The sequence below is a fragment of the Nitrosopumilaceae archaeon genome (assembly GCA_035631875.1).
Lineage (GTDB): Archaea > Thermoproteota > Nitrososphaeria > Nitrososphaerales > Nitrosopumilaceae > TA-20.
On record DASQHX010000010.1, the window covers coordinates 271696 to 294421 of the forward strand.

General features: G+C 35.2%; 26 protein-coding genes. 8 read left to right on the forward strand and 18 right to left on the reverse strand.

Annotation, left to right across the window (positions count from 1 at the left end; all coding sequences use genetic code 11):
• Entirely contained in the window at window positions 1-162 is a 162-nt protein-coding gene (locus VEU72_06550) for a hypothetical protein (GenBank protein HYL66797.1), read from the reverse strand.
• 181 nt (window positions 163-343) lie between these two features.
• Here VEU72_06550 and VEU72_06555 point away from each other — a divergent pair, with 181 nt between their 5' ends.
• Window positions 344-901, forward strand: a complete 558-nt coding sequence (locus tag VEU72_06555; protein ID HYL66798.1) for a TATA-box-binding protein — start codon at window positions 344-346, stop codon at window positions 899-901.
• A gap of 245 nt (window positions 902-1146) precedes the next feature.
• On the forward strand, window positions 1147-2223 hold the full coding sequence (gene rlmN / locus VEU72_06560; GenBank protein HYL66799.1) for a 23S rRNA (adenine(2503)-C(2))-methyltransferase RlmN: 1077 nt from the start codon (window positions 1147-1149) through the stop codon (window positions 2221-2223).
• Between the two features lie 292 nt (window positions 2224-2515).
• Here the strand turns inward: rlmN and VEU72_06565 are convergent, their stop codons facing one another.
• From VEU72_06565 to VEU72_06590, 6 genes are all read right to left on the reverse strand, one after another.
• Entirely contained in the window at window positions 2516-2710 is a 195-nt protein-coding gene (locus VEU72_06565) for a hypothetical protein (GenBank protein HYL66800.1), read from the reverse strand.
• A gap of 91 nt (window positions 2711-2801) precedes the next feature.
• Window positions 2802-3416: a matrixin family metalloprotease gene (locus VEU72_06570; GenBank protein HYL66801.1), complete on the reverse strand. Its 615-nt coding sequence runs from the start codon at window positions 3414-3416 to the stop codon at window positions 2802-2804.
• 237 nt (window positions 3417-3653) lie between these two features.
• On the reverse strand, window positions 3654-4730 hold the full coding sequence (locus tag VEU72_06575; protein ID HYL66802.1) for a hypothetical protein: 1077 nt from the start codon (window positions 4728-4730) through the stop codon (window positions 3654-3656).
• A 159-nt stretch (window positions 4731-4889) separates the two neighbouring features.
• The gene (locus VEU72_06580) at window positions 4890-6047 is read right to left on the reverse strand and encodes a hypothetical protein (GenBank protein HYL66803.1); all 1158 of its coding nucleotides are present in this window, start codon (window positions 6045-6047) and stop codon (window positions 4890-4892) included.
• A 233-nt stretch (window positions 6048-6280) separates the two neighbouring features.
• Window positions 6281-6901: a methyltransferase domain-containing protein gene (locus tag VEU72_06585; GenBank protein HYL66804.1), complete on the reverse strand. Its 621-nt coding sequence runs from the start codon at window positions 6899-6901 to the stop codon at window positions 6281-6283.
• Between the two features lie 111 nt (window positions 6902-7012).
• The gene (locus VEU72_06590; GenBank protein ID HYL66805.1) at window positions 7013-9205 is read right to left on the reverse strand and encodes an elongation factor EF-2; all 2193 of its coding nucleotides are present in this window, start codon (window positions 9203-9205) and stop codon (window positions 7013-7015) included.
• A gap of 212 nt (window positions 9206-9417) precedes the next feature.
• On the opposite strand from VEU72_06590, the gene VEU72_06595 reads away from it, so the two are divergent.
• Together VEU72_06595 and VEU72_06600 are read left to right on the forward strand one after the other, a co-directional pair.
• The gene (locus VEU72_06595; protein HYL66806.1) at window positions 9418-10239 is read left to right on the forward strand and encodes an MqnA/MqnD/SBP family protein; all 822 of its coding nucleotides are present in this window, start codon (window positions 9418-9420) and stop codon (window positions 10237-10239) included.
• A 33-nt stretch (window positions 10240-10272) separates the two neighbouring features.
• Window positions 10273-10551 (forward strand): hypothetical protein, encoded by a 279-nt coding sequence (locus VEU72_06600; protein ID HYL66807.1) that lies wholly within the window; start codon window positions 10273-10275, stop codon window positions 10549-10551.
• Here VEU72_06600 and VEU72_06605 read toward each other — a convergent pair.
• Window positions 10548-11645, reverse strand: coding sequence for a radical SAM protein (locus tag VEU72_06605; protein HYL66808.1), 1098 nt, complete (start codon window positions 11643-11645; stop codon window positions 10548-10550). The two genes, VEU72_06600 and VEU72_06605, sit on opposite strands and share 4 nt — an antisense overlap.
• A gap of 169 nt (window positions 11646-11814) precedes the next feature.
• A complete protein-coding gene (locus tag VEU72_06610; GenBank protein ID HYL66809.1) occupies window positions 11815-12048 on the reverse strand; it encodes a hypothetical protein in 234 nt (77 codons plus the stop codon).
• A gap of 126 nt (window positions 12049-12174) precedes the next feature.
• On the opposite strand from VEU72_06610, the gene VEU72_06615 reads away from it, so the two are divergent.
• Complete coding sequence (locus VEU72_06615) at window positions 12175-12582, forward strand: VOC family protein (protein ID HYL66810.1); 408 nt, start codon at window positions 12175-12177, stop codon at window positions 12580-12582.
• Between the two features lie 14 nt (window positions 12583-12596).
• Here VEU72_06615 and VEU72_06620 read toward each other — a convergent pair whose 3' ends face one another.
• From VEU72_06620 to VEU72_06630, 3 genes are all read right to left on the reverse strand, one after another.
• Window positions 12597-14006, reverse strand: coding sequence for a hypothetical protein (locus VEU72_06620; protein HYL66811.1), 1410 nt, complete (start codon window positions 14004-14006; stop codon window positions 12597-12599).
• A 99-nt stretch (window positions 14007-14105) separates the two neighbouring features.
• Window positions 14106-14501 (reverse strand): hypothetical protein, encoded by a 396-nt coding sequence (locus VEU72_06625; protein HYL66812.1) that lies wholly within the window; start codon window positions 14499-14501, stop codon window positions 14106-14108.
• Between the two features lie 144 nt (window positions 14502-14645).
• Window positions 14646-14786: a hypothetical protein gene (locus VEU72_06630; protein HYL66813.1), complete on the reverse strand. Its 141-nt coding sequence runs from the start codon at window positions 14784-14786 to the stop codon at window positions 14646-14648.
• A gap of 22 nt (window positions 14787-14808) precedes the next feature.
• Between VEU72_06630 and VEU72_06635 the strand changes: the two genes are divergently transcribed.
• Complete coding sequence (locus VEU72_06635; protein ID HYL66814.1) at window positions 14809-16302, forward strand: sodium:solute symporter; 1494 nt, start codon at window positions 14809-14811, stop codon at window positions 16300-16302.
• A gap of 304 nt (window positions 16303-16606) precedes the next feature.
• Window positions 16607-16777: a hypothetical protein gene (locus VEU72_06640; protein ID HYL66815.1), complete on the forward strand. Its 171-nt coding sequence runs from the start codon at window positions 16607-16609 to the stop codon at window positions 16775-16777.
• Between the two features lie 285 nt (window positions 16778-17062).
• On the opposite strand, the gene VEU72_06645 is transcribed toward VEU72_06640, so the two are convergent.
• Entirely contained in the window at window positions 17063-17365 is a 303-nt protein-coding gene (locus VEU72_06645; protein HYL66816.1) for a hypothetical protein, read from the reverse strand.
• 127 nt (window positions 17366-17492) lie between these two features.
• On the opposite strand from VEU72_06645, the gene VEU72_06650 reads away from it, so the two are divergent.
• Window positions 17493-17855, forward strand: coding sequence for a hypothetical protein (locus VEU72_06650; GenBank protein HYL66817.1), 363 nt, complete (start codon window positions 17493-17495; stop codon window positions 17853-17855).
• 16 nt (window positions 17856-17871) lie between these two features.
• Here VEU72_06650 and VEU72_06655 read toward each other — a convergent pair whose 3' ends face one another.
• The 5 genes from VEU72_06655 to VEU72_06675 form a co-directional block, all read right to left on the reverse strand.
• Window positions 17872-19344 carry a hypothetical protein gene (locus VEU72_06655; protein ID HYL66818.1) on the reverse strand — a complete coding sequence of 491 codons (1473 nt, stop codon included), beginning with the start codon at window positions 19342-19344 and terminating at the stop codon, window positions 17872-17874.
• A gap of 50 nt (window positions 19345-19394) precedes the next feature.
• Window positions 19395-20309 carry a CARDB domain-containing protein gene (locus tag VEU72_06660; GenBank protein HYL66819.1) on the reverse strand — a complete coding sequence of 305 codons (915 nt, stop codon included), beginning with the start codon at window positions 20307-20309 and terminating at the stop codon, window positions 19395-19397.
• A gap of 80 nt (window positions 20310-20389) precedes the next feature.
• Window positions 20390-21502 carry an MG2 domain-containing protein gene (locus tag VEU72_06665; protein HYL66820.1) on the reverse strand — a complete coding sequence of 371 codons (1113 nt, stop codon included), beginning with the start codon at window positions 21500-21502 and terminating at the stop codon, window positions 20390-20392.
• A gap of 119 nt (window positions 21503-21621) precedes the next feature.
• Window positions 21622-22266, reverse strand: a complete 645-nt coding sequence (locus VEU72_06670; protein ID HYL66821.1) for a hypothetical protein — start codon at window positions 22264-22266, stop codon at window positions 21622-21624.
• Between the two features lie 127 nt (window positions 22267-22393).
• The gene (locus VEU72_06675; GenBank protein ID HYL66822.1) at window positions 22394-22654 is read right to left on the reverse strand and encodes a hypothetical protein; all 261 of its coding nucleotides are present in this window, start codon (window positions 22652-22654) and stop codon (window positions 22394-22396) included.
• Between the last annotated feature and the right edge of the window lie 72 nt (window positions 22655-22726).

Below are 22726 nucleotides of genomic sequence, written 5' to 3' on the forward strand. Positions count from 1 at the left end.
TCAGTCTTCTTTTACTTTATTTTTATCAAAGAAATCCTCTGGTTCTCCTAGCCTTTGCGTTAACCAGTTTTCAAGCTGTTTTATGATCTCCGCCTTTGTAAATCTGCCATCTTTTGTGACAAAGTGATCTTTTTTAGATTCTCTAAAGTTTTTATAATTCATGTCTGAGACATGTTTTTTACCATACCCTAACAGATGTAGTTTTTGTTTAATTTATGACATATTCTAATAAATGGCATATCATAGAAAATTCTAAATTCAGAGTTTATATCTAAAAATTAGATCATTTGTATAACAAATACTTTCCGAGTATATATAACGGGTATATATCGAAGAAGTAGACATGCCTCAAACTAAACCAATGGTAAGCATTGAAAATGTTGTGGCTTCAGCATCTGTAGATCAAAGACTTGATCTCAATGAAATCACAAAAAAATTCCCTGATACTGAATATCATCCTGAACAATTCCCAGGACTAGTATTTAGAATAAAATTGCCAAAGACTGCAACACTCATCTTTAGTTCTGGAAAAATGGTTTGCACGGGTGCAAAATCTACAGAACAGTCAATTAGTGCAGTAAGAAACGTAGTACAAAAGCTTCGAAAAGGCAAAGTAAAAGTAAAAAATGATCCTGTCATAACAATTCAAAACATCGTAGCTTCTGTAAATCTTAATGGTAAAGTACACTTGGAAAGAGCAGCAAGAAGTTTGCCGCGAAGTATGTATGAACCAGAGCAGTTTCCCGGACTAATACACAGAATGCTTGATCCAAAAACGGTTATTCTGATTTTTGCATCAGGAAAGCTTGTTTGTACAGGTGCAAAAAAAGAATCAGATGTTTACAGATCGGTAAACAATCTGCACACTATGCTTGAAGAAAAAGAATTAATGATATATTAGATAAAAAAAATTCTTGATTTCTAAAAGCATCATCACATTTATAGACAAAAAACACATGTAAAAATTCTAATTTTGTTCTTATTTTGATTGTAAACAAAACGATTCGATTAATTATTGGTAAGAACATTTCTACTCTACGAAAAAAATATGCAAACCACATATTATGAAATTAAAAATAAAATTAAACCCATATTGAAAGATAATACAGTGTTATCATTTCCAATAAAATTAACAGTGAATCTTGTATGACCGACCTTTACCGCGTGTTACCAGAAGAGATGGACAAGCTTGTTACAGAAATGGGTCAGCCCCGCTATCGTGCAGACCAGTTACTTCATGCATTGTATCATGATTCGCCTAAGGGCATGTCTGATCTTCGTCAGATTCCCGCAGCTTTGCGAGATGCACTAGTTGCAGCAGGATATACAATTGGCTCTGCAAGCGAAGCTCATCGTGTTGCAAGTGAAGACATGCAAACAACAAAGTTGCTCCTCAAGTATGGCGATGGAACTATGATTGAGACTGTGCTTATGCAATATCCATCAAAGACCAAAATTCATCCTAGGTCTACTGTCTGCGTTTCTACTCAAGTTGGTTGTGCCATGGGCTGTGTATTTTGTGCAACAGGACAGATGGGTTTTAAACGTAACCTGCAAGCAGAAGAAATTGTTGCACAGGTGTTACACTTTGCTTATGTCCTACGCGAACGAGATGAGCATGTAACAAATCTTGTCTTCATGGGCATGGGTGAACCGCTTGCAAATTATGCCGAAACTATACGGGCTGTCAGACTATTAACACATGCACGAGCTTTTGGCTTGGGACAACGAAGCATAACTATTTCCACAGTTGGAGTAATTCCGTTTATAGACCGCCTTGCCGACGAGCAACTCCAGATTGGACTAGCTATTTCTCTTCATGCACCAAATGATGAGCTGCGTCGCAGGTTAGTGCCAACAGCTGGACCACATTCTGTAGAGGAACTGTTTTTAGCATCAAAGCGCTACTTCAAAAAAACAGGGCGTCGCATTACTTTTGAATATGCACTTATCGATGGCATCAATGATTCACCAGAGGTTGCAGCTGAATTGGCTCTGCTCTTGAAAGGCAACGGAGCTCATGTAAATTTGATTCCCGTGAATTCTACTGCAGGTGGTTTTCAGCGACCAGAACGACGACGCGTACATGAATTCCAGCGAATTTTACGCAGGGGCGGTGTAAATTGTACGGTGCGTGTGGAGAAGGGATCAGAGATCTCGGCAGCTTGCGGTCAGTTGCGGACAGATGCGATGGAAAAGATTACAAATTCAAACAAGGATTAAAAACAGTTAGAAATCTGTTCAAGAAATTGCTATTGCTAAGGTTATGTTCAAAGTCTAATCTATTTCTATTTAAGAAAGGTTAGTTGCCGTTTCTTTTTCTAGTTCTTGCACCTTTTTTGCCTGCTGCTACATAAGATGCGTGTGATCTCTTTTTCATACCTGAATTATAATATGTAGAGTTCATTATAGTGAGCTAGTCGCCAATAGTTGCTTTGTTAATGGATTTAAGCTGATAAGATACAGAACTAAAAAAGTAGAGACACATGCTGGTTTAGATGCGGATTTCCATTTCTTATCTATGTCTTGTTGTAAATTGATCGTTTTTTCTTATTTTCAATTTTGTTCTTTCTTTATTTGCAATCATAATTTCAGATTCTAAAATCCTTTTTGCTTCTTGACTAAGATTCAGATCTTTGAGTTGTTCATTCTTTTCATTAATTTTCTTTGTGCAACGTTCAATCTCACTGTCTATTCCTTCTAAACTCATTATTTTTCTTGGTTAGACTAATTATTTAGCAATTCCTATTAGTTTGATTCGTTCTTAGAATCTTAGCTGATTTTTAGACATGTTTTGGATTCTAACAATAGATCTGGCTTTGTATATGCCCACTGTACACGGCTCGAATTCCAGCTAGAGCACATGATGAGATGTAAGAATTTCCCATACTAATATCAGGATTCATCAAATCATGAGGGTCAGTTGAATGTCCCAAGCCCAGGGCATGTCCAAATTCATGACGAACGATTTGCGAGATCTCATTATTATCTAGATTGTTTATATCATAAATGGTTATGCTGGATTGTAATACATCTTCGTTGGTTTTGATTATCGGAATTGTATATCCATTGTATCCATTGGGATTTATTTTGTCTGTGAGTCTTATGATTATCTTATCAAATTTATCCTCGGACTCACTTATATCAAATTTTTGTGGTACTACAAGACCAGGTTGATTTCCTAAATTGCTTAATGCTCCTTGCCAACCTTTGTAAAGTCTTTGACCATCATTAGTAAAATAGTCGTTAGATATGATAGCACTTTTAACAGCTTCTACTTTTGCAGAAGGAATGGTTGTATCCAAAATTAGTCCTACATGAATTATTTCTGTACTTCTAAGAGATAATGGTAAAATGGTCTGTAATGTATAAGGGGATTCTTGAGCGATGGCAATGTTTGGAATAATAAATAGCATGAATGCCACAGGTATCCACGAAATTCGCACAAAGTCTTTAGTTTGTTAGATTAAAATCTACCTGTATGTAATATTTTGTATGTACGCAATTTCTAAAAGTGGAATTATTTTCTTCAACAAATCATAATAAATGATATTATTAGATAGCTGGAATTTTTGTGTCTGGAGGTATTCCTTTTTATTCACTATCGTTAAACTTGTTTGCTGGTAAAAAATAAGAAGTTTTTATAAATCAGATCATGATAACATGTTTTTATCATGAAGATAGATTATGATATCTGCAAGATCGTTTCTACTTATCTGCCCGTTTATGGTCCACAAGGCAGGGTTTTCAACCCATAGCGGAATATACTTTCCATCAATATCTAAATCTTGCAGGAATGTATGTGTTGAATTATACTGTGTCGGATACGTTAACCAGTTTGACATGTCTTCTAACAGGTTTGAAGGATCTGCCTTCTTCAACGTTCTTAGTAATTCTGCATCTTGAAGTAATCTGTACTCTGGATAGCAATTAAGAAATGTGTAATTTTCCCTAGTGGAAAAATTCCAATTGGAGCAATCAAAGTTATATTCGAATCTAGAGTTATCATACTTCCAATCAAAACCGTTACGAAGGCCCAAGTCTGGATATCCGTGTCCTCTCAGAAGGGTAATAGTATTTTTATCATAATCAACACTCACTTTAGCATAGAGTGCATTAGGATACAAAAAAACTACATTAGGATGTTTAATTATCGCATCATATTCTTTTTGTGTGACATATTCGTTATGCATCATAATTACTCTGTCATAGTTTTTCAAGATGTCTGGATTCTTGTCAATATCAATATCAGTGATAAAATGATAGTTTAACAATAGTAGTACATTTGAACCCTTGGCACTTGATGAATATGATGCATGTATTTTATCTGGAATAGGAACGGTAAGGCACTCAGAACCACATGTCTTATTGTAATAATAATAAAATCCATTTTCTCCATATGCTGCCTGTGTAAATATAGGGTAAACAAAAACTGTTTTCAAATTGTCGTTTCCAATTTGTTGATACAAATTGCTATTCTCTGGAATTGCTACAAAATTGATAGAAACAGATTTTGCAACACCTGCAACTTTGTTAACATTTACAATTGGTTTGAAAAGTAATTTATCTATTGGTAACTCTATGATGAAATGCTTACCATGCCCAACGTCAGCGTCAAAACGAAAAACCTTGTTTTGAACTGTGGGCACTATTACGTTTGCTGATCCAGAATCTTGATACGATAATGGAATAAAAGAAAGGCATGCTAGACAGATTGTAATAGATAACAAGAGACTGAATATCTTTGATCTATTAAATAATGTGTTAAATGTGAAAATACCAACTATTTGTAAATTTGAAAACACCATTTAAATATTTTATATATCCTATTATAAATTAATTATATTCCTCCTATGCATATTCGTTATTTCAAGGACTAGATTATGACATTATAGACCAGGTAGCAGATGTAAAATGGAATTAATTGAGTAAACATCTCCTCCAAAGAGGCTCACGGGGCTTTTTGTTGATGCAAGCTCAATTCCATTAGAATCATACACTTTGATGTATGCGCTTAGTGGCATCGCAAAATTTTCTATATTAAGAGTTGCTGTACCGGATGAATCTACAGGTGCTGACGCAACTACCTGACCGGTAGTTGACGATGTTGGTTCTACCAGATCTACCTTGGCTGCAAGAGTAGGATTGTTAGTTACTTTGACGTTTACATCAGATGTTACAAAGAAATTCTTGAATGTTCCACTTAGCAGCTGGCCAGCATAATTGGTTTGTGGTTCTAGGAATGTGACCGGTAGATGAGTCATCCCCAGATTTAGAGTATTATTTTCATATACTTGGGTTCCGTCAAGAATTACTTTTAGATAGTTGTTACCATTTGTGATTATAGTGCAATCTCTGGTACGTGGTTCAGTCAGAGTCATAGCCGACGCCCATAATGGAGTAAAACTGGTAATTGTATTGGAATTGCCTTTTGTTTCTGCTACTACCCACTGGGTCCCAACTATACTTGTGTTTGAGCTACAATCAATATAGGTTACATTTCCAGTTCCATTCTGGACATACATTCCATTTTCATACCAGTTATTTGTTGACGGTATTGTTTGAACTGGGGTGGTTATTGTAGAATGGAACAACATTGCTTTGGTGTCTTGTGTGACGGCATAATATCCAGCCCAAGTGCCATTAGCTGGTGCCTGGGCACCAATGTGGAAACCCTGCATATCCCTTGAAATTGCATATGGTGCATTTTCTAATGGCGCGTCACCACCATATCTCCAGTAGCCTGGATTTGCCTGCAGCTGTTGTTGCGTTCTAGTTTCATTAGTTAATGAATCTGATACAACTAGCCCAGAATTGACCTGATTAATTGAATAAGGAGAAATAGGTAAGGACGATATAGAAACTATCCCAAGGTTGGGTGTCACTAGAGGGATAACTGGCGTATTAGTACCAGTCTGTGGTATAAGATTTCCTGGGATAGGAGGAGGACCAGTTAAGGGATCAGATCTTACTGGAACAATAGTTGATGGTATTAACAATACTAATAAAATCACGGTTGTCGCTAGAATTGATTTGAGCTTCTTCATTGTTATTAAAACATACAATTCAATGTTTATCTTACTTTGCGTAGAAAATACTAGAAAACATGCATGCATTAATTTTGTTTAAAAATTTTAGCGAAGATTATTCTATTAAAAAAATTCACATATTCTTAATATTTATTGTCTTTACGAATATTCCTATTGATTTTTTACATTGATTGAGAATCCATACCCTTTGAGAAATTTTATGTTGTAATGATTACACTTTCCTCTTAGAGTCATAAATTAGTTTTAGAGCATCTTCCACAAATCCAATTAAAATGGCGAATGATTTCATCTAGTTCTTCTTTTTTATTACTATAATCAGGAAATTCCCGCATTATTTTCAATAAATCTTTTCTCGTTTTGTTCTTTCCAAGCATATATTGAATCCACCCTTTTTGATTTTTAGCTACTTTGAATGGCGTTCTTATAATGTAGAAATTGTCGTATTTTTTAGACATTATTGGGTAGGTAGCAAAATATTGTGATACAAAAACAAACTTTTTTGGTTTCAAGAATTCCTCAAGTCTTTGAAATTCATCTGGGAAAAACCCATTTGTACAAAAGAATATAGTACATTTCTTCAATTCAGGAATTTTTTCAAGATCATCATAATTTTTGAAGATAAAGCGTACGTTAGACCTTAGTTTTGTTCGTTTGTTTTCTTGGGATTTAGAATAATTTTTCTTGTAGTTTTCAATACCGTAAGCATACTTCAATCGTTCTGATGCCCATATACACAGCATACCTTCTCCACATCCTAAATCACAAAAGACATCGTTTGGTTTTGCATTAACAATATCTAGAATCTGATTTAGTTCACGTTTAGTTGTAAGTCTTGGATTACCACGTCCCATTTCATACGTTATGATGAAAATTATGATTTAAAGAATCTCCAACAAATCACACCTACATCATAACGCTAGTTAGTACACCGTTTTTGTGCGTGAGCGGGGGGCTTTCCTTTTTTACTCGTTATCGATAAACTCGTTTGCTGTTGGAGGATCTGGACTTAGTCCCTTTCTCTTTCTGATTTCTGCCAGTATGGTAGGCAATACAGAGTTTGGAACTGGCGTCCAAGCTTTAAAGTGAGTGTTCCACATTGCCTTTCCTGCAGTTTGTCCTCGCATTACTTCAGAAAGATCAAAAGTTTCAGATGCCGGCATTTCTCCAGTCAAAATATGTACAACTCCTTTTTGTTCCATGTTTAGTACCTTGCCTCTTTTACCAGAAATTACTCCTGCAACGTTTCCAATCATTTCCTGTGGAACTCTAACTTCAATTCCAAGTGTTGGTTCTAGTAGTACTGGATTTGCCAAAAGCATTGAGCCCATACAAGCACGTCTAGAAGCAGGACCAAGTTGTGATAGACCTCTATGAGCTGGGTCCTCGTGTGGTACAAAGTGATGGAACGTAAATTTACATCCCCTGACTTGTTCTCTTGCAAGAGGGCCTTCTTTCATGGTGTCTTCAAAGCCAGACAAGATAGAGTCTGTTGATTCCTGAACAAATTGTACACCTTTTGTACCATCTACAAAGACATTTCCTCTTGGATCAAATCGCATGACACGCTTTGCCTCGTCCCTTTCCCAGCCAGCATTTCGTAAAATTTCTGCAACTTCCTTTGTGTCCTTGTACTCGTTTAGTGTTCCATTTCTGATTAGTTCAGCAACTTTTTCGTCAAGCGGTTCTACTTTCAAAAAGATCTTGTTGTGTCTGTTTGGAGACTTTGCCATGATAGGACCAGCTGCAGTCCTAATTGTTTCACGATAATTGATCAATGGTTGTGAAGTTACAACTTGGACTCCTGCATCTGCAATAAGCGAGGTTGCAATCTCAAGGTGCAATACACCCATTCCTGCAATTACGGTTTCTCCGCTTTCCTCGTTGATTTTCACCACAAGGTTGGGGTCTTCTATTGTAATACGACGTAAAGCTTCAACAAGTTTTGGAAGATCCTTTGGGTGTTTTGGTTCCACAGCAATTTGTACAACAGGTTCTGAAACATATTGAATTCCTTCAAAGGTATGGATTCCAGCTACACTTGAAAGTGTCTGACCTGCTCTTGCATGTTCTAATCCTAAAAGTGCTGGAATATTTCCTGCAGCAAGTTCTCCTACCATTTCACGTTGGTTTCCCATGAAAAAGTTAACCGATTGTATTCTTCCTTCTCGTTTAGTATCTATAAGATGTATTCTGTCACCGTCTTTTATTCTACCAGAAAATAATCTACCAATAGCTACAGGCCCTGCAGCAGGATCCACTGTCATGTTTACAATCATCATTACGGTAGGACCATTGTCATCACAATTCAAAAGTGCCTTACCTAAATCAGAGTCAAGATCACCTTTCCAAATTTTTGGAATTCTGTATTTTTGCGCAACATCAGGTGATGGATGATGTTTTACCACCATTCCAAGTACTGCATCATAAAGCGGTGCTTTTTCTGCAAGCGCTTTGATGTCGCCACCTTCAGAATATGCTGTATAGATATCTTTGAATGAGATTCCTTTTTTCTTCATCACGTCTGCATTAAATCCCCATTTGTCCTTTGCAGAACCAAATGAAACGCTTCCGTCTTGAATACTAACCTTCCATTTTTCCTTGTATTCTGGTTCCGCATAGATGTCAATTAATCTGTTAAAGTTTGTAATAATATCTAAAAGCCACTCTTGCATTTTTTCTGGAGGGAGTCTGAGTTCTTTTATGAGACGATCTATTTTATTGATGTAAAGCACTGGTCTGACTCTTTCTTCAAGAGCTTGTCTTGTTACAGTCTCTGTCTGAGTCATGATTCCTTCAACAGAGTCTGAAACTACTACTGCCCCATCAATTGCCCTAAGGCTACGGGTAACACGCCCAGTAAAATCAATGTGTCCGGGAGTATCAATCATGTTGATTACATATTCCTGATCTCCTTGTTCATAAAGTAAAGTAACATTTGCTTGAACAATTGTCATCTGTCTGTCTTGTTCTAGTTTCATAGAGTCTAACGCAAGAGCTTGACCTGCAACAGATGGGCTGATAATTCCACTGGAAGCCAAAAGACTATCACTCATAGTTGTTTTTCCGTGGTCTACATGAGCTATAACTCCAAAGTTTCTAATGTTCTTCTTGTTTCCAATTATTTTCAGAATCTGATCTGTTGCCTTAAATTTCATCTTTAAAAAAAAATCCTTGTCTAGCCGGTATTAAACGTTTAGAACATCTTTTGATGATTTTACAAGATCAATAGATCATTTATGATCTTTGCATATCTGATCTTTTTTGCTTTTACAAAACAGATATCTTTTTGATTTCTTTTTGAAATGCTAAAATTGTTCTCGTCTTTTTCACAACTTGATTTTTATAATAGACGCAAAAAATCATCATTATGGAAATCACCCTAGGTCACACTCCTGACGCTGATGATGCTTTCATGTTTTATGGAATGCTTACAGGAAAGGTAACATCACCGCATTTTAAGGTCAATCATGTTGTGGAGGATATTGAAACACTCAACAAAAGAGCTTTAAAGCATGAGCTTGATGTTACTGCCGTTTCCGTACATGCATGCGCATACATTCCAAATTACACAATTTTACGTAGCGGTGGAAGCTTTGGCAAAGGATATGGCCCCATTGTAATCTCAAAGAAAAACTTGACAATAGATGAGCTAAAAAAGACAAGAATTGCCATTCCTGGCAAGATGACCTCAGCATTTTTGCTTTTACAATTAATGATTGGCAAATTTGATTATGTTGAGATGAAATTTAGTGATATTACTGCCGCTGTTGAAAAAGGAGAAGTTGGTGCTGGACTAGTAATACATGAAACCCAGATAACTTATGATAAGGAAAATTTATCAAAAATTCTTGATGTCGGTTCGTGGTGGAGAGATTCTACAGGCGGTTTGCCAGTACCGCTTGGTATCAATGTGATGAGCAATCACTTTGAAAGCAATATTATAAAAAAATTTGACGAGTTTTTTCGCGAATCAATCATATACGGAATGGCGCGGGTAAACGAAGCATTAGATTATGCCATGGAATACAGCAGGGGTCAACCACGAGATCTTATTGAAAAATTTGTTAGAATGTATGTAAATGATATCACTATAGAAATGGGCATCTTGGGAGAAAGCGCAATCAGAGATCTCTTCAAGTTTGGCGTTGAAAAAGGATTTGTTCCTGAGTTTGATCTGCGCATAGCTTAACGATTATAGGTTTCTAAATCACATATCATAACAATGGACAAGCGCATATTTTTTTCAGGAATTGCAATTCTTGCTGTCGGTATTACAATCTCATTATATCTTAATTCTACAATACCACTTGGTAAACCCGGCATGACAGATGCTGAAATATCTCAGTTTTACCTAGATGAGGCAACACACACTAGCTTGTCAATGCTCTTTCAAATTGTTGCAGGAATAGGGTTTTTCTTATTATTAATTAGCATTGGTCTGAAGAGAAAACAAAAGGGCAGTACAGGAAAACCAATAACGCAAAAGCCTGCAGAGACCTAGAAGGTTTTCAATATATTGAAGAAAGTATCCCTCTGAGCTGGCTTTCTACCAATTTCTTTTACCATGTTTGCAAGCTCCAAGAGAGAGGAGTTTGTTCCCTTTCCTGCAGCTTTATAGATTTCTTCAGAAAAAGCAGTACCTACCAAATCGTTTCCGCCATGTGTTAGCGCTACCTGAGCAAGTTTTTTTCCAAGAGCTACCCAATATACAGAAATATTATCAAGTGCACCTGCAAGCATAAGTCTTGAAATCGCAATCACTCTAAGGTCATATGTTGAAGCACTTTCCGCATTTATCAATCCCTTTTGTTCAAGCTCCGTATTCTCTAAACTAAATTTTAATGGAATCAAAGTGATAAATCCTTTAGTTCTTTTCTGTACATCTCTTAATTTTATCAAATGATCTACAATGTGCTCTGGTTTTTCGATATGGCCAAAGAGCATTGTTGCATTGCTTTTGATTCCAAGATTGTGAGCCTGTTCTATGGTATCAAGCCATTCTTGTCCAGAACACTTTCCGCGAACTATCTGGTTTCTAATGTCAGGATGAAATAGCTCAGCTCCTCCACCAGGCATTGAATCAAGCCCGGCTGACTTTAATCTCAATAATACTTCTTTGACAGAATTATGCGTTAATCTTGCAATAAAGAAAATTTCTGCAGCAGTTAGTGCTTTAATGTTCATTTCAGGATGACTCTTCTTAATAGTTCTAAACATCTCTTCATAATATTCAAGAGGAAGTTCTGGATGAAAACCTCCAACAATGTGTACTTCAGTTGCACCAAGTTCTTTTGCTATTCCAACTCTAGATTCAATGTCTTTTGTGGACAGGGTATAGGCATCACTTTCATTTCCCTTCCTGTAAAAGGCACACATTTGACAGCTTGCAGCACATACATTTGTATAATTAAGATAGTAGGAAGCTGCAAAAGTAACCGTATCACCAACACGTTGTTGACGAATTAAATCGGCAGCAGCACCAATCATATACAAATTATCATACGACATTAATTCCAAGCCGTCATTGTATGAAAGTTCTTCACCGGCAATTACTTTCTCAAGAGCTTTGGAGTCTTTGATTAATTTTTCCAGCACGTTTCTTTGTGTATTTGATATCAATATAAAAGCTAACAAAACGTATGTTATAATTTTTAAAATTCTATGTTGTATAATCCTGTAAAACTCATCAACTTTAGGGAGGTATTTTGAATCAAACTATTTGTCGCCTGTATTTATTGGAATATCTGAACTGTTAAATCAGTGGTTATTTTTTGACCTGTAAATTTTTGGCGAATTCACCCATTCTTCTCTTTTTTTCAATATATTCATGCAGCCGTCTGACTGTTTCCACATCTCTATTCTTGTCCCTTTCCATAATCCAATTATACATTTCAATGATCTTTTCATCTGTGGGTTTAGATTGGCTTAAAATTTTTCTCTCACTCCCATAGCGCTCTATTACCTTTTTCATTTCTTCAATTGAGATTTTGTCAGTCATTCATTAGCACCTAGATCTAAAATGATGATGAATTGCAGTGTGTAACAAAATATTACATATCAATATAAAAGAATCAAAAATGCAAATTTTCGTTAGATTATTGTAGCCTATTTCATAAAATCACGTATGAAACTACACCACATTGGTATTGTCGTGCCTAAGATCAAAGAATCCATGGGAGAAATTACAAATTATATCAAATTTGAAACAATTAGTACTACAATCCCAGTCCAAAGTCAAAAAGTAAACATTTGTTTCTTAAAAATTGGTGAACCCTTTTTAGAATTGATTGAACCTGTAGAAAAAGACTCTCCTGTCTATGATTTTGCAAAAAATGGAGGAGGAATACATCACCTTTGTTTTGAGGTAAATGACATTCATAGTGAACTAGTAAGTATGGAAAAAAAAGGAGCCACCATTCTTGTCAAGCCAGTAATTGGATTTGATAATAGATTAATTGCTTTTGTAGATTTGAACATGAAAAATATAAAATGCGGTTTGATTGAACTTTTAGAATCTAAAACTAGAGAATAAACTGATCACTGTCTCTAGTTTATCTTTAATCTCGTCATTGTTTTTGTGTAAATTATTATTGAGATCAGTGCCACTATTAGCACCAACGGTGCAAGCGCACCAAATTCTGGTACAAATGTTGTACTTTTTGCAAAGAGTACATTATGTTGATTTGAGGTACCATCATGCCATACTAGATAGACACTATCATTGGTGGCAACCATTTGTTTGAAAGCAGAATCTTCAGTAGTGTTGCTTACATTAACAGGAGTACCAAATGTAGAACCGCCGTCATTGCTCTTTGCTATCAATATGTCATAATTTCCAGTAGTACTGTCTTCCCATACAACATAGATATTGTTTGATGCATCTACTAGTGCCCATCCTGATGGTCCCATATTATTACTTATATTAATTGGAGTACCAAAGGTAGAACCGCCGTCATTGCTTTTTGCAAAAAATACATCATAGTTTTTATTTAAAATTGTTTCAGTCCACACCACATAGACATTATTTCCAGACATGGTGATTTGTGGATAGCCAGAGTCTTTTGCAGTATTACTGACATTAACTGGCGTGCCAAAAGTAGAACCTGCGTCATTGCTTTTTGCTACAAATATATCATAATTTTCAGGAGTTTTATCCATCCAAACTACATAGACATTGTTTCCAGATGCTGCAATTTTAGGTGCACCAGAGGGGGCGGCGTTATTACTAATGTTAACTGGAATAGCAAACGTATTACCATTGTCGGTGCTTTTTGCTACAAATACTTCAAAATTACCCAAGCCATTATTCTCCCATGTTACATAGACATTATTTCCAGACACAACCATTTGTGGCAGACCCGAATCTCCTAAATTATTGCTGATATTAACAGGGGTGCTAAAGGTGACTCCACCATCAGTACTTTTTGTAAAAAGTACATCATAGTCTTTGTTTGTGGCAGTATATGACCATACGATGTAGATATTATTTCCAGATATAGCAATTTTTGGATAGCTTGAATCACCAGTACTGTTGCTAAGATTACCAGGAATGCTAAAGGTAGCTCCACCGTCAGTGCTTTTTGCAAATATTATTTGGTAATTTCCTGTAGTTTTTGCTTGCCACACAGCATACACGTCGTTTCCTGATACTGCAAATTGTGGTGAGCCAGAAGTGCCAATACCTCTACTAATATCAACAAGCGTACCAAAGGTAGTACCACCATCATTGCTTTTTGTAAAAAGTATACCATATTTTCCTGTAGAATTATCATCCCATATCACGTATACATTATTCCCAGATACAGCCATTTGTGGCAAGATAGAGTCACCTTGATCGGGGCTTATGTTTATTGGAGTACTAAATCCTGAAGAGGCAGCCTCAACTGATCTGAAATTAACGGATAAAACTAGAAATGTTAAAATCACAAACAGACTTAGTATGTGGATTTTTTTCACATTCTAGTCCTAACTTACACCTATAAGATAGTTTCAGTTAATCAAAAACCTGTAACAAAATAATGATGTGATAACCAGTACATTTTATCTACATTATTTCTACTCTAATTTTGTTTTGTCAACTATAAGATGTAATTCTAATTTTGTACTACTATTCATTGTGTTTGTAAGATGAGTTGTGAGGATCACGTTATGTTTTTTTCCATCAATATTTAGATTAGTTTTGATTTCAAGTGGTTTAAAATCTGTGTTTGGTCCTAACATTACTTTGGATATCAATGGAATAAGGGACAGATCATTTGTACTAGCTTTGATTTTGTATGCCATAGTATCAGAAAAATATACACCACCTCTAGTAGTTGGTCTTCTAACTGGGATAGATGATTTTGCCATATCGACTTGTTCTAAATGATATTCTTTACCATCAAGATACAAACTGTATTTTGTGTCATTGGCTTCAGTTAATTTTGATAAAATCTTCTCATCTACTTCCATGTCAAACTTGTGTTATGATTAATATTCTAAATGTTGCTTTTTTGAATATTCAATATCGTATCAATATGATGAATGCTTATATTTTTGCGATCTAATTCAACAAAGGTATGAAAATCAAAGTGCGATACATTGTACTTGCACTTTTTATCCTAATACCATCAGCGGTAAATCTGTACGTACCTCTATACAACAGAGATGTTCCTGAGCTTTTTGGGCTGCCTTTCTTTTACTGGTTTCAGATGATTTGGCTTGTTGCTTGTTCTGGATTTTATCTATCTTTTTCATATTTAATGAATAGGAGTACAAAGTGATAGGACTAGATAGTCTAATTCCATTTGTATGCCTCTTTGTTGTATTTATCGCACTTGGCTTTTATGGGAAATATTGGAGAAGAGGAGATCTCAATAATGTGCACGAGTGGTCATTAGCTGGAAGGAAGCTTGGTACTACACTTGTCTTCTTTTTGATTGGTGCTGATCTATACACTGCATACACATTTGTTGCAATTCCTTCAGGGGTTTTTGCTAAAGGATCACTTTACTTTTTTGCAATTCCATATGTCATGTTGACTTTTGCCGTAGCACTTGTAACAATGCCAAGACTCTGGTCTCTTTCACGAGAAAAAGGATACATCACTGCGTCTGATTTTGTCAAGGATAGATTCAGCAGTTTGGCACTAGCTGTTATGATAGCAATAACTGGTATTGTTGCAGAATTACCATACATTGCATTACAGATAGTTGGAATGCAGTCTGTCCTCACTGTCATGCTTGCAGGTACTAGTAACTCTCAGGTAGTAGAAGAGATTGCATTATTGTTATCTTTTGCAATTTTGGCAGCATTTACTTTTACTAGTGGTCTGCGAGGAGCAACATTAACTGCAATATTCAAGGACGTATTGATTTGGATTACTGTGATTGCAGTCATTGTAGTTGTACCAATCAGTATAGGCGGATTTGGTAATGTTTTCAAAGAAATCAAACCAAACTATGTCACTCTTTCTGATTCTCTTGTACCAGCTTATGCAACACTAGTACTTGGAAGTGCGTTAGCATTGTATCTTTATCCACATGCGATAAATGGTGTTTTGAGTGCGGAAAGTGCAAAAAAACTTAGAACCAGCACAGGATTACTCCCTCTATATGGAATTGGCCTTGCAATAATGGCCTTGATGGGAGTATTGGTTTATGCCGTACCTTCTGCAATGAATTTCTTATCTGGTTTTCCTGAGAGTTCACGTGGCATACTTGTTGTGCCTTCTCTGATTTTGTATTCTATGCCAGGTTGGTTTTCAGGAATAGCGTTACTTGGCATATTTGTCGGTGGCCTAGTGCCAGCTGCAATTATGGCAATGGCGCAAGCAAACTTGCTTACAAGAAACATCATCAAAGAGATAAAACCAAACCTGACACCAAAATCTGAAATTCGAATTACAAAAATTTCATCAACTATTTTCAAGTTTGTAGCCCTGGGATTTGTGTTTACAGTGCCAGCTACTTATGCAATATCACTTCAGCTTTTAGGTGGAATTCTGATTGCACAAATTTTGCCTGCGGTTTTTTTTGGAATGTATGTGAAATCATTAAGAAAAGAACCATTAATTGCAGGTTTGGTAACAGGTATATTTTTAGGAATTTTCATGGTAGAATCTGTAAATAATTTTGGGCCGTTATCTAGTTCACTTTTTAATACTATGTTTGGATCCCTTTACATAGCAGTGATAGCTTTGGCAGTGAATCTAGTTATTTCATTTGTTGGCAGTGCTATCTTAAACAAAAAACATCGACCTACAAATACGTGATCAAGATAAATAAAACTCAAAACCAACATAAATCGTGAAAGAATTAATCTGCAGTGTATGTAATTTACCCATGCAGTACCAAGGAAAACGCGGAAATGATTTTGTGTGGCAGTGTTTTAAATGTGAGGCAAAATTCATTGACATAAAAGAAACAAATGATTTTATTGATATAGATTAGATTTTTTTCAAATATTTGAGCGTATCAACTAGCTATACATCCTATGTCAATAGTATGCATTTTCTGTAGTTAATGAGAACTAGTTGGTACAATTATTAATTATCAAGTATGTAGATATATTATTCAATGATAAAGAAGCAATTACCAAAAAAACGAATCATCCCAATAGAAATTGATGATCATTTTAGACTTTTTGGCAAAGAGCCATGGGAAGTGGAATATCTAGAAAAGTGCCCCTTTTGCAAGTCTAGGATAGATGAATATGGCTTTTGTTCTTGTGGTTCTAAGGGCGGTTAAAATTTAAATCAAAACCATTGATCAGATTTTAATTAATCATATTCCATATACGCGAAAATCGAAATACGCCTACCCATCCGCTAATCATAAAAATCATTGCCAATCCAAAGATCAAATATAATTCTCTTTTACGATGTGCTAGATCCAAATTTAGAAATAAAAAAGCACCTATTCCAATCAGACCAAGCCACAACACCACATGACTGCAGGATTTCCAATTCATCTTCATAAGGAACGATCAAAACTGTATAAAGTAAGCTTTGTGGTCAAATTAAAATTAAAAAATTAGTTTATTTCCATGCATTCTGGCAATTTACCATTATGTTTTTTTGTATAATCTTGAATGAGTTGTTCTTTTGTTTTTTCCCGTGAATCTGTAACCATATATCTAAACCTCTTTGCTTTTTCTAAACATTTTGTTGTTAATGATTCTAAAAGTGATGCTCTTAGGTTCTGAGCGCTGCCAATAAACTGTATCTTCATTGCTGTATGCATTACAAAAACTCCAGATGTCTCAGGAACAGATTTAGCAGTATCTTGATTAAAATCTAGCCATTCTGACCATTGTTCCCCAGTTTCACTACTCATGATACAACAACAATTTTTCATGCTTTAAACATTGTTTGCATATGGTCATGAGACAAAAGATCTAATAGTCACAATAGAAGATCGTAATGTTTACAATTATATTTTAGGTTAAAAATCCCTAAATTAAATGGGTTTTAAGAAATTCTTTGGTCATAACAAAGATAGTGAAAAAAATCAGAATCAAATAGAGATTGAAAGAATAAAAAATGAGATAGAGAAAGAAGATAGAATTTTCCAACAGGAATTACCTGACAAAGATAATCTATTAAACAAATTTGAACTTGATCAACTAAAACAACTTTGTATTGATATACTTGGCAGGGAACCAGAACCAGAATATTTTGAGGAAAGAGAAACTGGGAAACAGATAGAATTACCACTGTATAGAAATGATTACATTCATTTCATAATTGAAGAGTTACGATTGTCCCAAATCAAAGACTATGCACTTAAAAATAAAATCATATCTGCTAGTTTCTTTGAAAAATAAAAACTGATTTAACCAACTATCTTAGTATTTGCAGATCAAGAAAAATAGTTTTTGTCATCATTCCATCAGATGCGCTAATTCCAAGTGTATAATTTCCTGGAAGTACAGAGTTATTTTGCAATAAAATCTGCACAGTATGCATCCTTGTTACATCAATCACATTATTAGAAAACTTTACATCAAGATTTCCAAGTCCTGCGTTTGATTGTATAGAACTTGACGCATTAAGAAATACAAAGTTATTTTTAACAAGACCATTTTTGGAAATTTCTATATCAAGTGTTTGTTGTTTGGATGAATCACTAAATACTATTTTGTTAATCTTGGAATGAATATCAAGTGGGGATGGAATTGTGTTAGTTATTACACCAAATTTATCGGTATTCCATTCAGAAAACCAGAGTTTGTTGCCATCAAACGGATCAGCTACAATATTTAGTGCATATACCAGATATCCATCTGCTGGACGGGAAGGAATTTCATACTCTGTGAGAGTTTTATTTACCGTATCAAAAAAGGCAATTTTATTGCCTTCATGTTCATTTACCCACATTTCTTTGCCGCCATTTACTTCTCGTATCCAAAAAGGCAAAGTAGTGACGTGATATGCATTTTGTGATGTGGGAAATCTTGTTAGACTTTTAGAGTCTATCTGATATTCGGTGATAAAGCTTGTTCCATGTTCAGTTAACCAAATAGTGTCATTTAGTACAAAAAGATCTGTTGGGGAACCAAGTGAGATCTTTTCATCTGTTGGTACTTCAAGTGTTTTTTCAATATTTGTTACAATTCCACCATCAGATATGATATGATATTTCACAATTTTTTGTGTGGCAATCTCGGTAATCCATAAATAATTATTTTCTAAAAACAACCCAGCAGGTTGAGTGTCATTTCCTATTTTAAATTCAGAAATCATGTATGGTTCAGTTTTGTTCTGAGTTTTTTGTATTATACCAACTGTGTTGCTTGTAAGAGTGGTAAACCAGATGTTTCCATCTTTGTCTGATTTCATTTGAAAAGGTGCAGAGCGAATTAAGTGAAATGCAGTAAATTTATCAGTATTAGGATCAAATTTCCAAATAGAGTTTGTTCCTAACTGCGAGAACCATATGAATCCATCACTGTCTTGCAACATGGTCCACACCATAAATGAATTACTTGATGTATAATTTTGTGAATTTTCATCTCTGATTGGATATGATGATATTTTTCCCTGGTTTGTATCAAATCTAAATAATGAATCAGTTTTAGATCCCGCTATCCAAACAATTCCATTTTTATCAACCAATATACCGTTAGGCCAAGTTCCAGCAGGTAGAGAATATTCTTTTATGTATGGATTGTTATTTTGATTTTCATTATAGCTTTGAGGTAAGCTATTATCAGAGTTTTTTTCGTTTGATTTTAATACATTTTCCATAGTAAATGCGAGTGTTGCAACTGATGCAATCACGCCAACTAAAATAAGCCATTTTATTGAAGACAATTTCCCTAGTTACTGCTAATCTATTTCTCGTTATTAGTATCTTGCAAAAATTATCTGTTGATTATTCTTTTTGAGGAAAGAATAATTATTGACATTATTGATGCTGCAAGAACAATTGGTGCTAATTGACCAAATTCTGGTACAATTGTGGCGTTGTGGTTGGATTCAGGAGTATTATCACTAATTTGAGTAGGTGTCTTATCAATTTGAGAACTAGTTGTATTAAAAATCATCAAACTATTATAGGCAATGTCATTATTTTCGTTGGTATCACCTATTGTATTTGAAGGGTCTGCATCAAAAAACAGTTGATAGTTTCCAGGTTTTGTTGGCATCCAGTTGAAACTTATTGGTACAGTTTGTTTTGCATCAATATTTGCATTGATAAAAGTATCATATACAAGAAGATTAGTACTGTTTGTTATTTTCAGTCTAAACATAATTGATCTGGCATCAGTACCGCCACTATTGTAAACATCTTTTGTTATTATAATAGATTTACCTGAAACTGGGGATGTGGTATTTCCAAATTGATCAGAAATGTTTAACGAGCCATTAACCCATGCAAGCTCGGCATGATTAGCTTTACCAGATTGTACTACAATAATCCCAGTAACCAAAGGATTGATTTTATCATAATAAGGATATTTTCCTACTGTACCAAAAAATTGTGTAAATGATTTACCTGGTTCAATTATACCGCTGTCAAAGGTTCCCATCGGTCCATAATTTGACGTTCCTGTTGTAGCAGTATGGGTTTTGTTGTCAAGATTTGTCCAAGTAATGGTACCTCCTGCAGAAACTGTTACTTGGTAAGGAAGAAAACATGGAGAGATAGATGGACAACTATTTGTGGAATTACCATTTGTTATGTAAACTTGGGCATTGCTAGCTAGTGCAGGCATGGTTGAGACAGATGTAAAAACAGCAATCAAAACGATAAGTAAAATGATTTCTTTTTGCAACAAATGCAATATGTGAATTTTTCAAATAAATCAAGTGTAGTTATGCTACGTAATGCTTATGAGATAGGTTTTAGCGGAGATTAAAATTTGTACAGATACTTTGTAATGTGTTGTCTTGAAGCAAATATCACAAACAAGCCAATTGCTGCAGCCATAACCAATATTGCAGTTGGAAATTCAGGGACCGCGTTTGTTCCTACTATCTCAATTGTGTGTGTGCTATGATGATAGTTGATTTCAAGCGTAGTTTCATCTTGTGTATTAGCTGTTTCAATGACATCAGCTTGTGACATAACCTGACCGTCTATCATCACACTAATGTTACCACTTAGTAATGATTTTGGAATGGTGATGTCTGTTGTTCCTTTTGTACCAGTTTCACCAGAGACTGTAAAAGAGATCTTTTTTGCTTGCTCATCAAATTGCAGATTGCTTACATTAGAATTACTTGTTAACTTTACATCAAAATCTTTTCCTTCTGCTTTTATTGCAAATGCATTAGGACTGACAACTACAAACTTTGCAGAGGATTGTAGGTTTGCCTGGGTTTTTAGTGTCAAGCCACCTACCAAGTCTGCACTTACATCAATTTTTGCATTTATTGTATATGCGCCAGTTTTTGCATTGTCAGGCAAAGTAAAGTCTGCTCTGTATTGTCCATCTCCACCGACTTGAGCTTTTCCGTCATTAACTATAGTGCCGTTATTATCTAATACCTGTATCGAAATTAGGTTTGCACCGCCAAGTTCCGTAATCAAACCAGACCAAACTGATCCTTCAATTTTTACATCGTCACCCGGTTTGTAAAGATGCTTATCTGTTTCAACGGTAAATGAGTTTTCTGAATCTGCAGACATTTTTTCATAAGATGATTTGTAGTTTTCATGATATTCTGCTTGCGTATTTGTTTGTGATTGAGAATTTCCTTGTGATTGATAATTTTCATTAGATCCACCTGTTGTATTTTCACCTGAATTTTCTGCAGAAGCATTAGCTTGAGTTGTAGAGTTTGATGATATCTCTGTCTTTCCTAAATTAATTTTCGCAGAAGCATCAGCATTTATACCAACTTGATCTTTTTGTGCAAACACAAAAGAGGATGAAGAATTAACTAGTAATCCCGCAAGACAGAGCACAATTATGCTTGCAAGAAATTTTGATTGTTTATACGATTTAAAATTAATACACTTCATATGGTATCAATATATCAAAAAAGCAATAAATAAACAATACTACCCCTTTGCACTAAAATTTTGCATTCTAAAACCATGATTTAGGGTTACCTAGAAATTCTTCATGTTCAATTCATTGTTTACTTTTTTGTTCTAGTCATTTTGTAACTTTCAATAATGGTAACTACAAGGGCAGCAGCAAACAAACCTAAGGGCATTGATAACCACATTGCTTGTCTAAAAAATGCCAGATTTACTGTTTCTGCTGTAAGTATGCATGCACTTTCCGCAGTAACTAAAATGTAAAGACTAGTCTTAATGACATATTTTAGATTTGGTAGCTTGTACAAATGCGGAATCTTCTTCATTCCAATACCGCAATATTGAAAAGTATTCTTGAGATTTGAAATAAAGCTGATATTACTTCCTTGTTCCAGAGCAGAACAGCATGCACCCAATCCTTGTTTTGAATTGTATCTTCCCATAATAGTACAAAATGTAGTCATACTTGCAAGACCATAACCAAGAGCATACGACATGATTATTCCAAACACATCATGATAACCAAATAGTACAAATGATATGCCTTGTCCTATCTGTGATGAAAGTATGCACAGAACTATAATCCCAACAGCAGAAGGGTATGATTTTTTTACTTGGTTGAAAAAAAACGTAGATTTTTTTATTTCTGGAGTTGAAATGCAACAACACGTTCCTGTAGGACAGATATCGCACATGGAATCTTCAGTGCATTTACAGTCAGCACATAAACAATTTGCCAACATGTCACTATACCTGTAATCATATTTTAATGCTCTTGGAATGCTAATCTCATCAAATTCTCAAAAAGGAAAAAATTGATCTTTGACTCGCAGGTAAAATGAGTCACTACAACTTGAAATTGCTCAAAGGCTAGGGTGAACCATAGTAGTTGCCACTCAGAGCTGCACCAGACTTTGCAGTAGATGCAGATATGGCTCCGTTATTACCATTCGTACAACCTGTCTGAAATGAATAGCAATTCTTTGAATCAGTAACTGTATTTGCTGCATTATGTGTTCCTGTATATTGACCAGGTGTTTCCCATCCAGCTCCTGCCATCATAGCAATTCCTATGACAATTACACATAGTACAAAAGATCCTACTATTATTCCGATTGTTTTAGAAGACATTACTTGTGTTATGATCTGATATGATTTAAGCATTTCAGATTTTTAGTCAACTTGTAGAGATCAGCAAAGAAT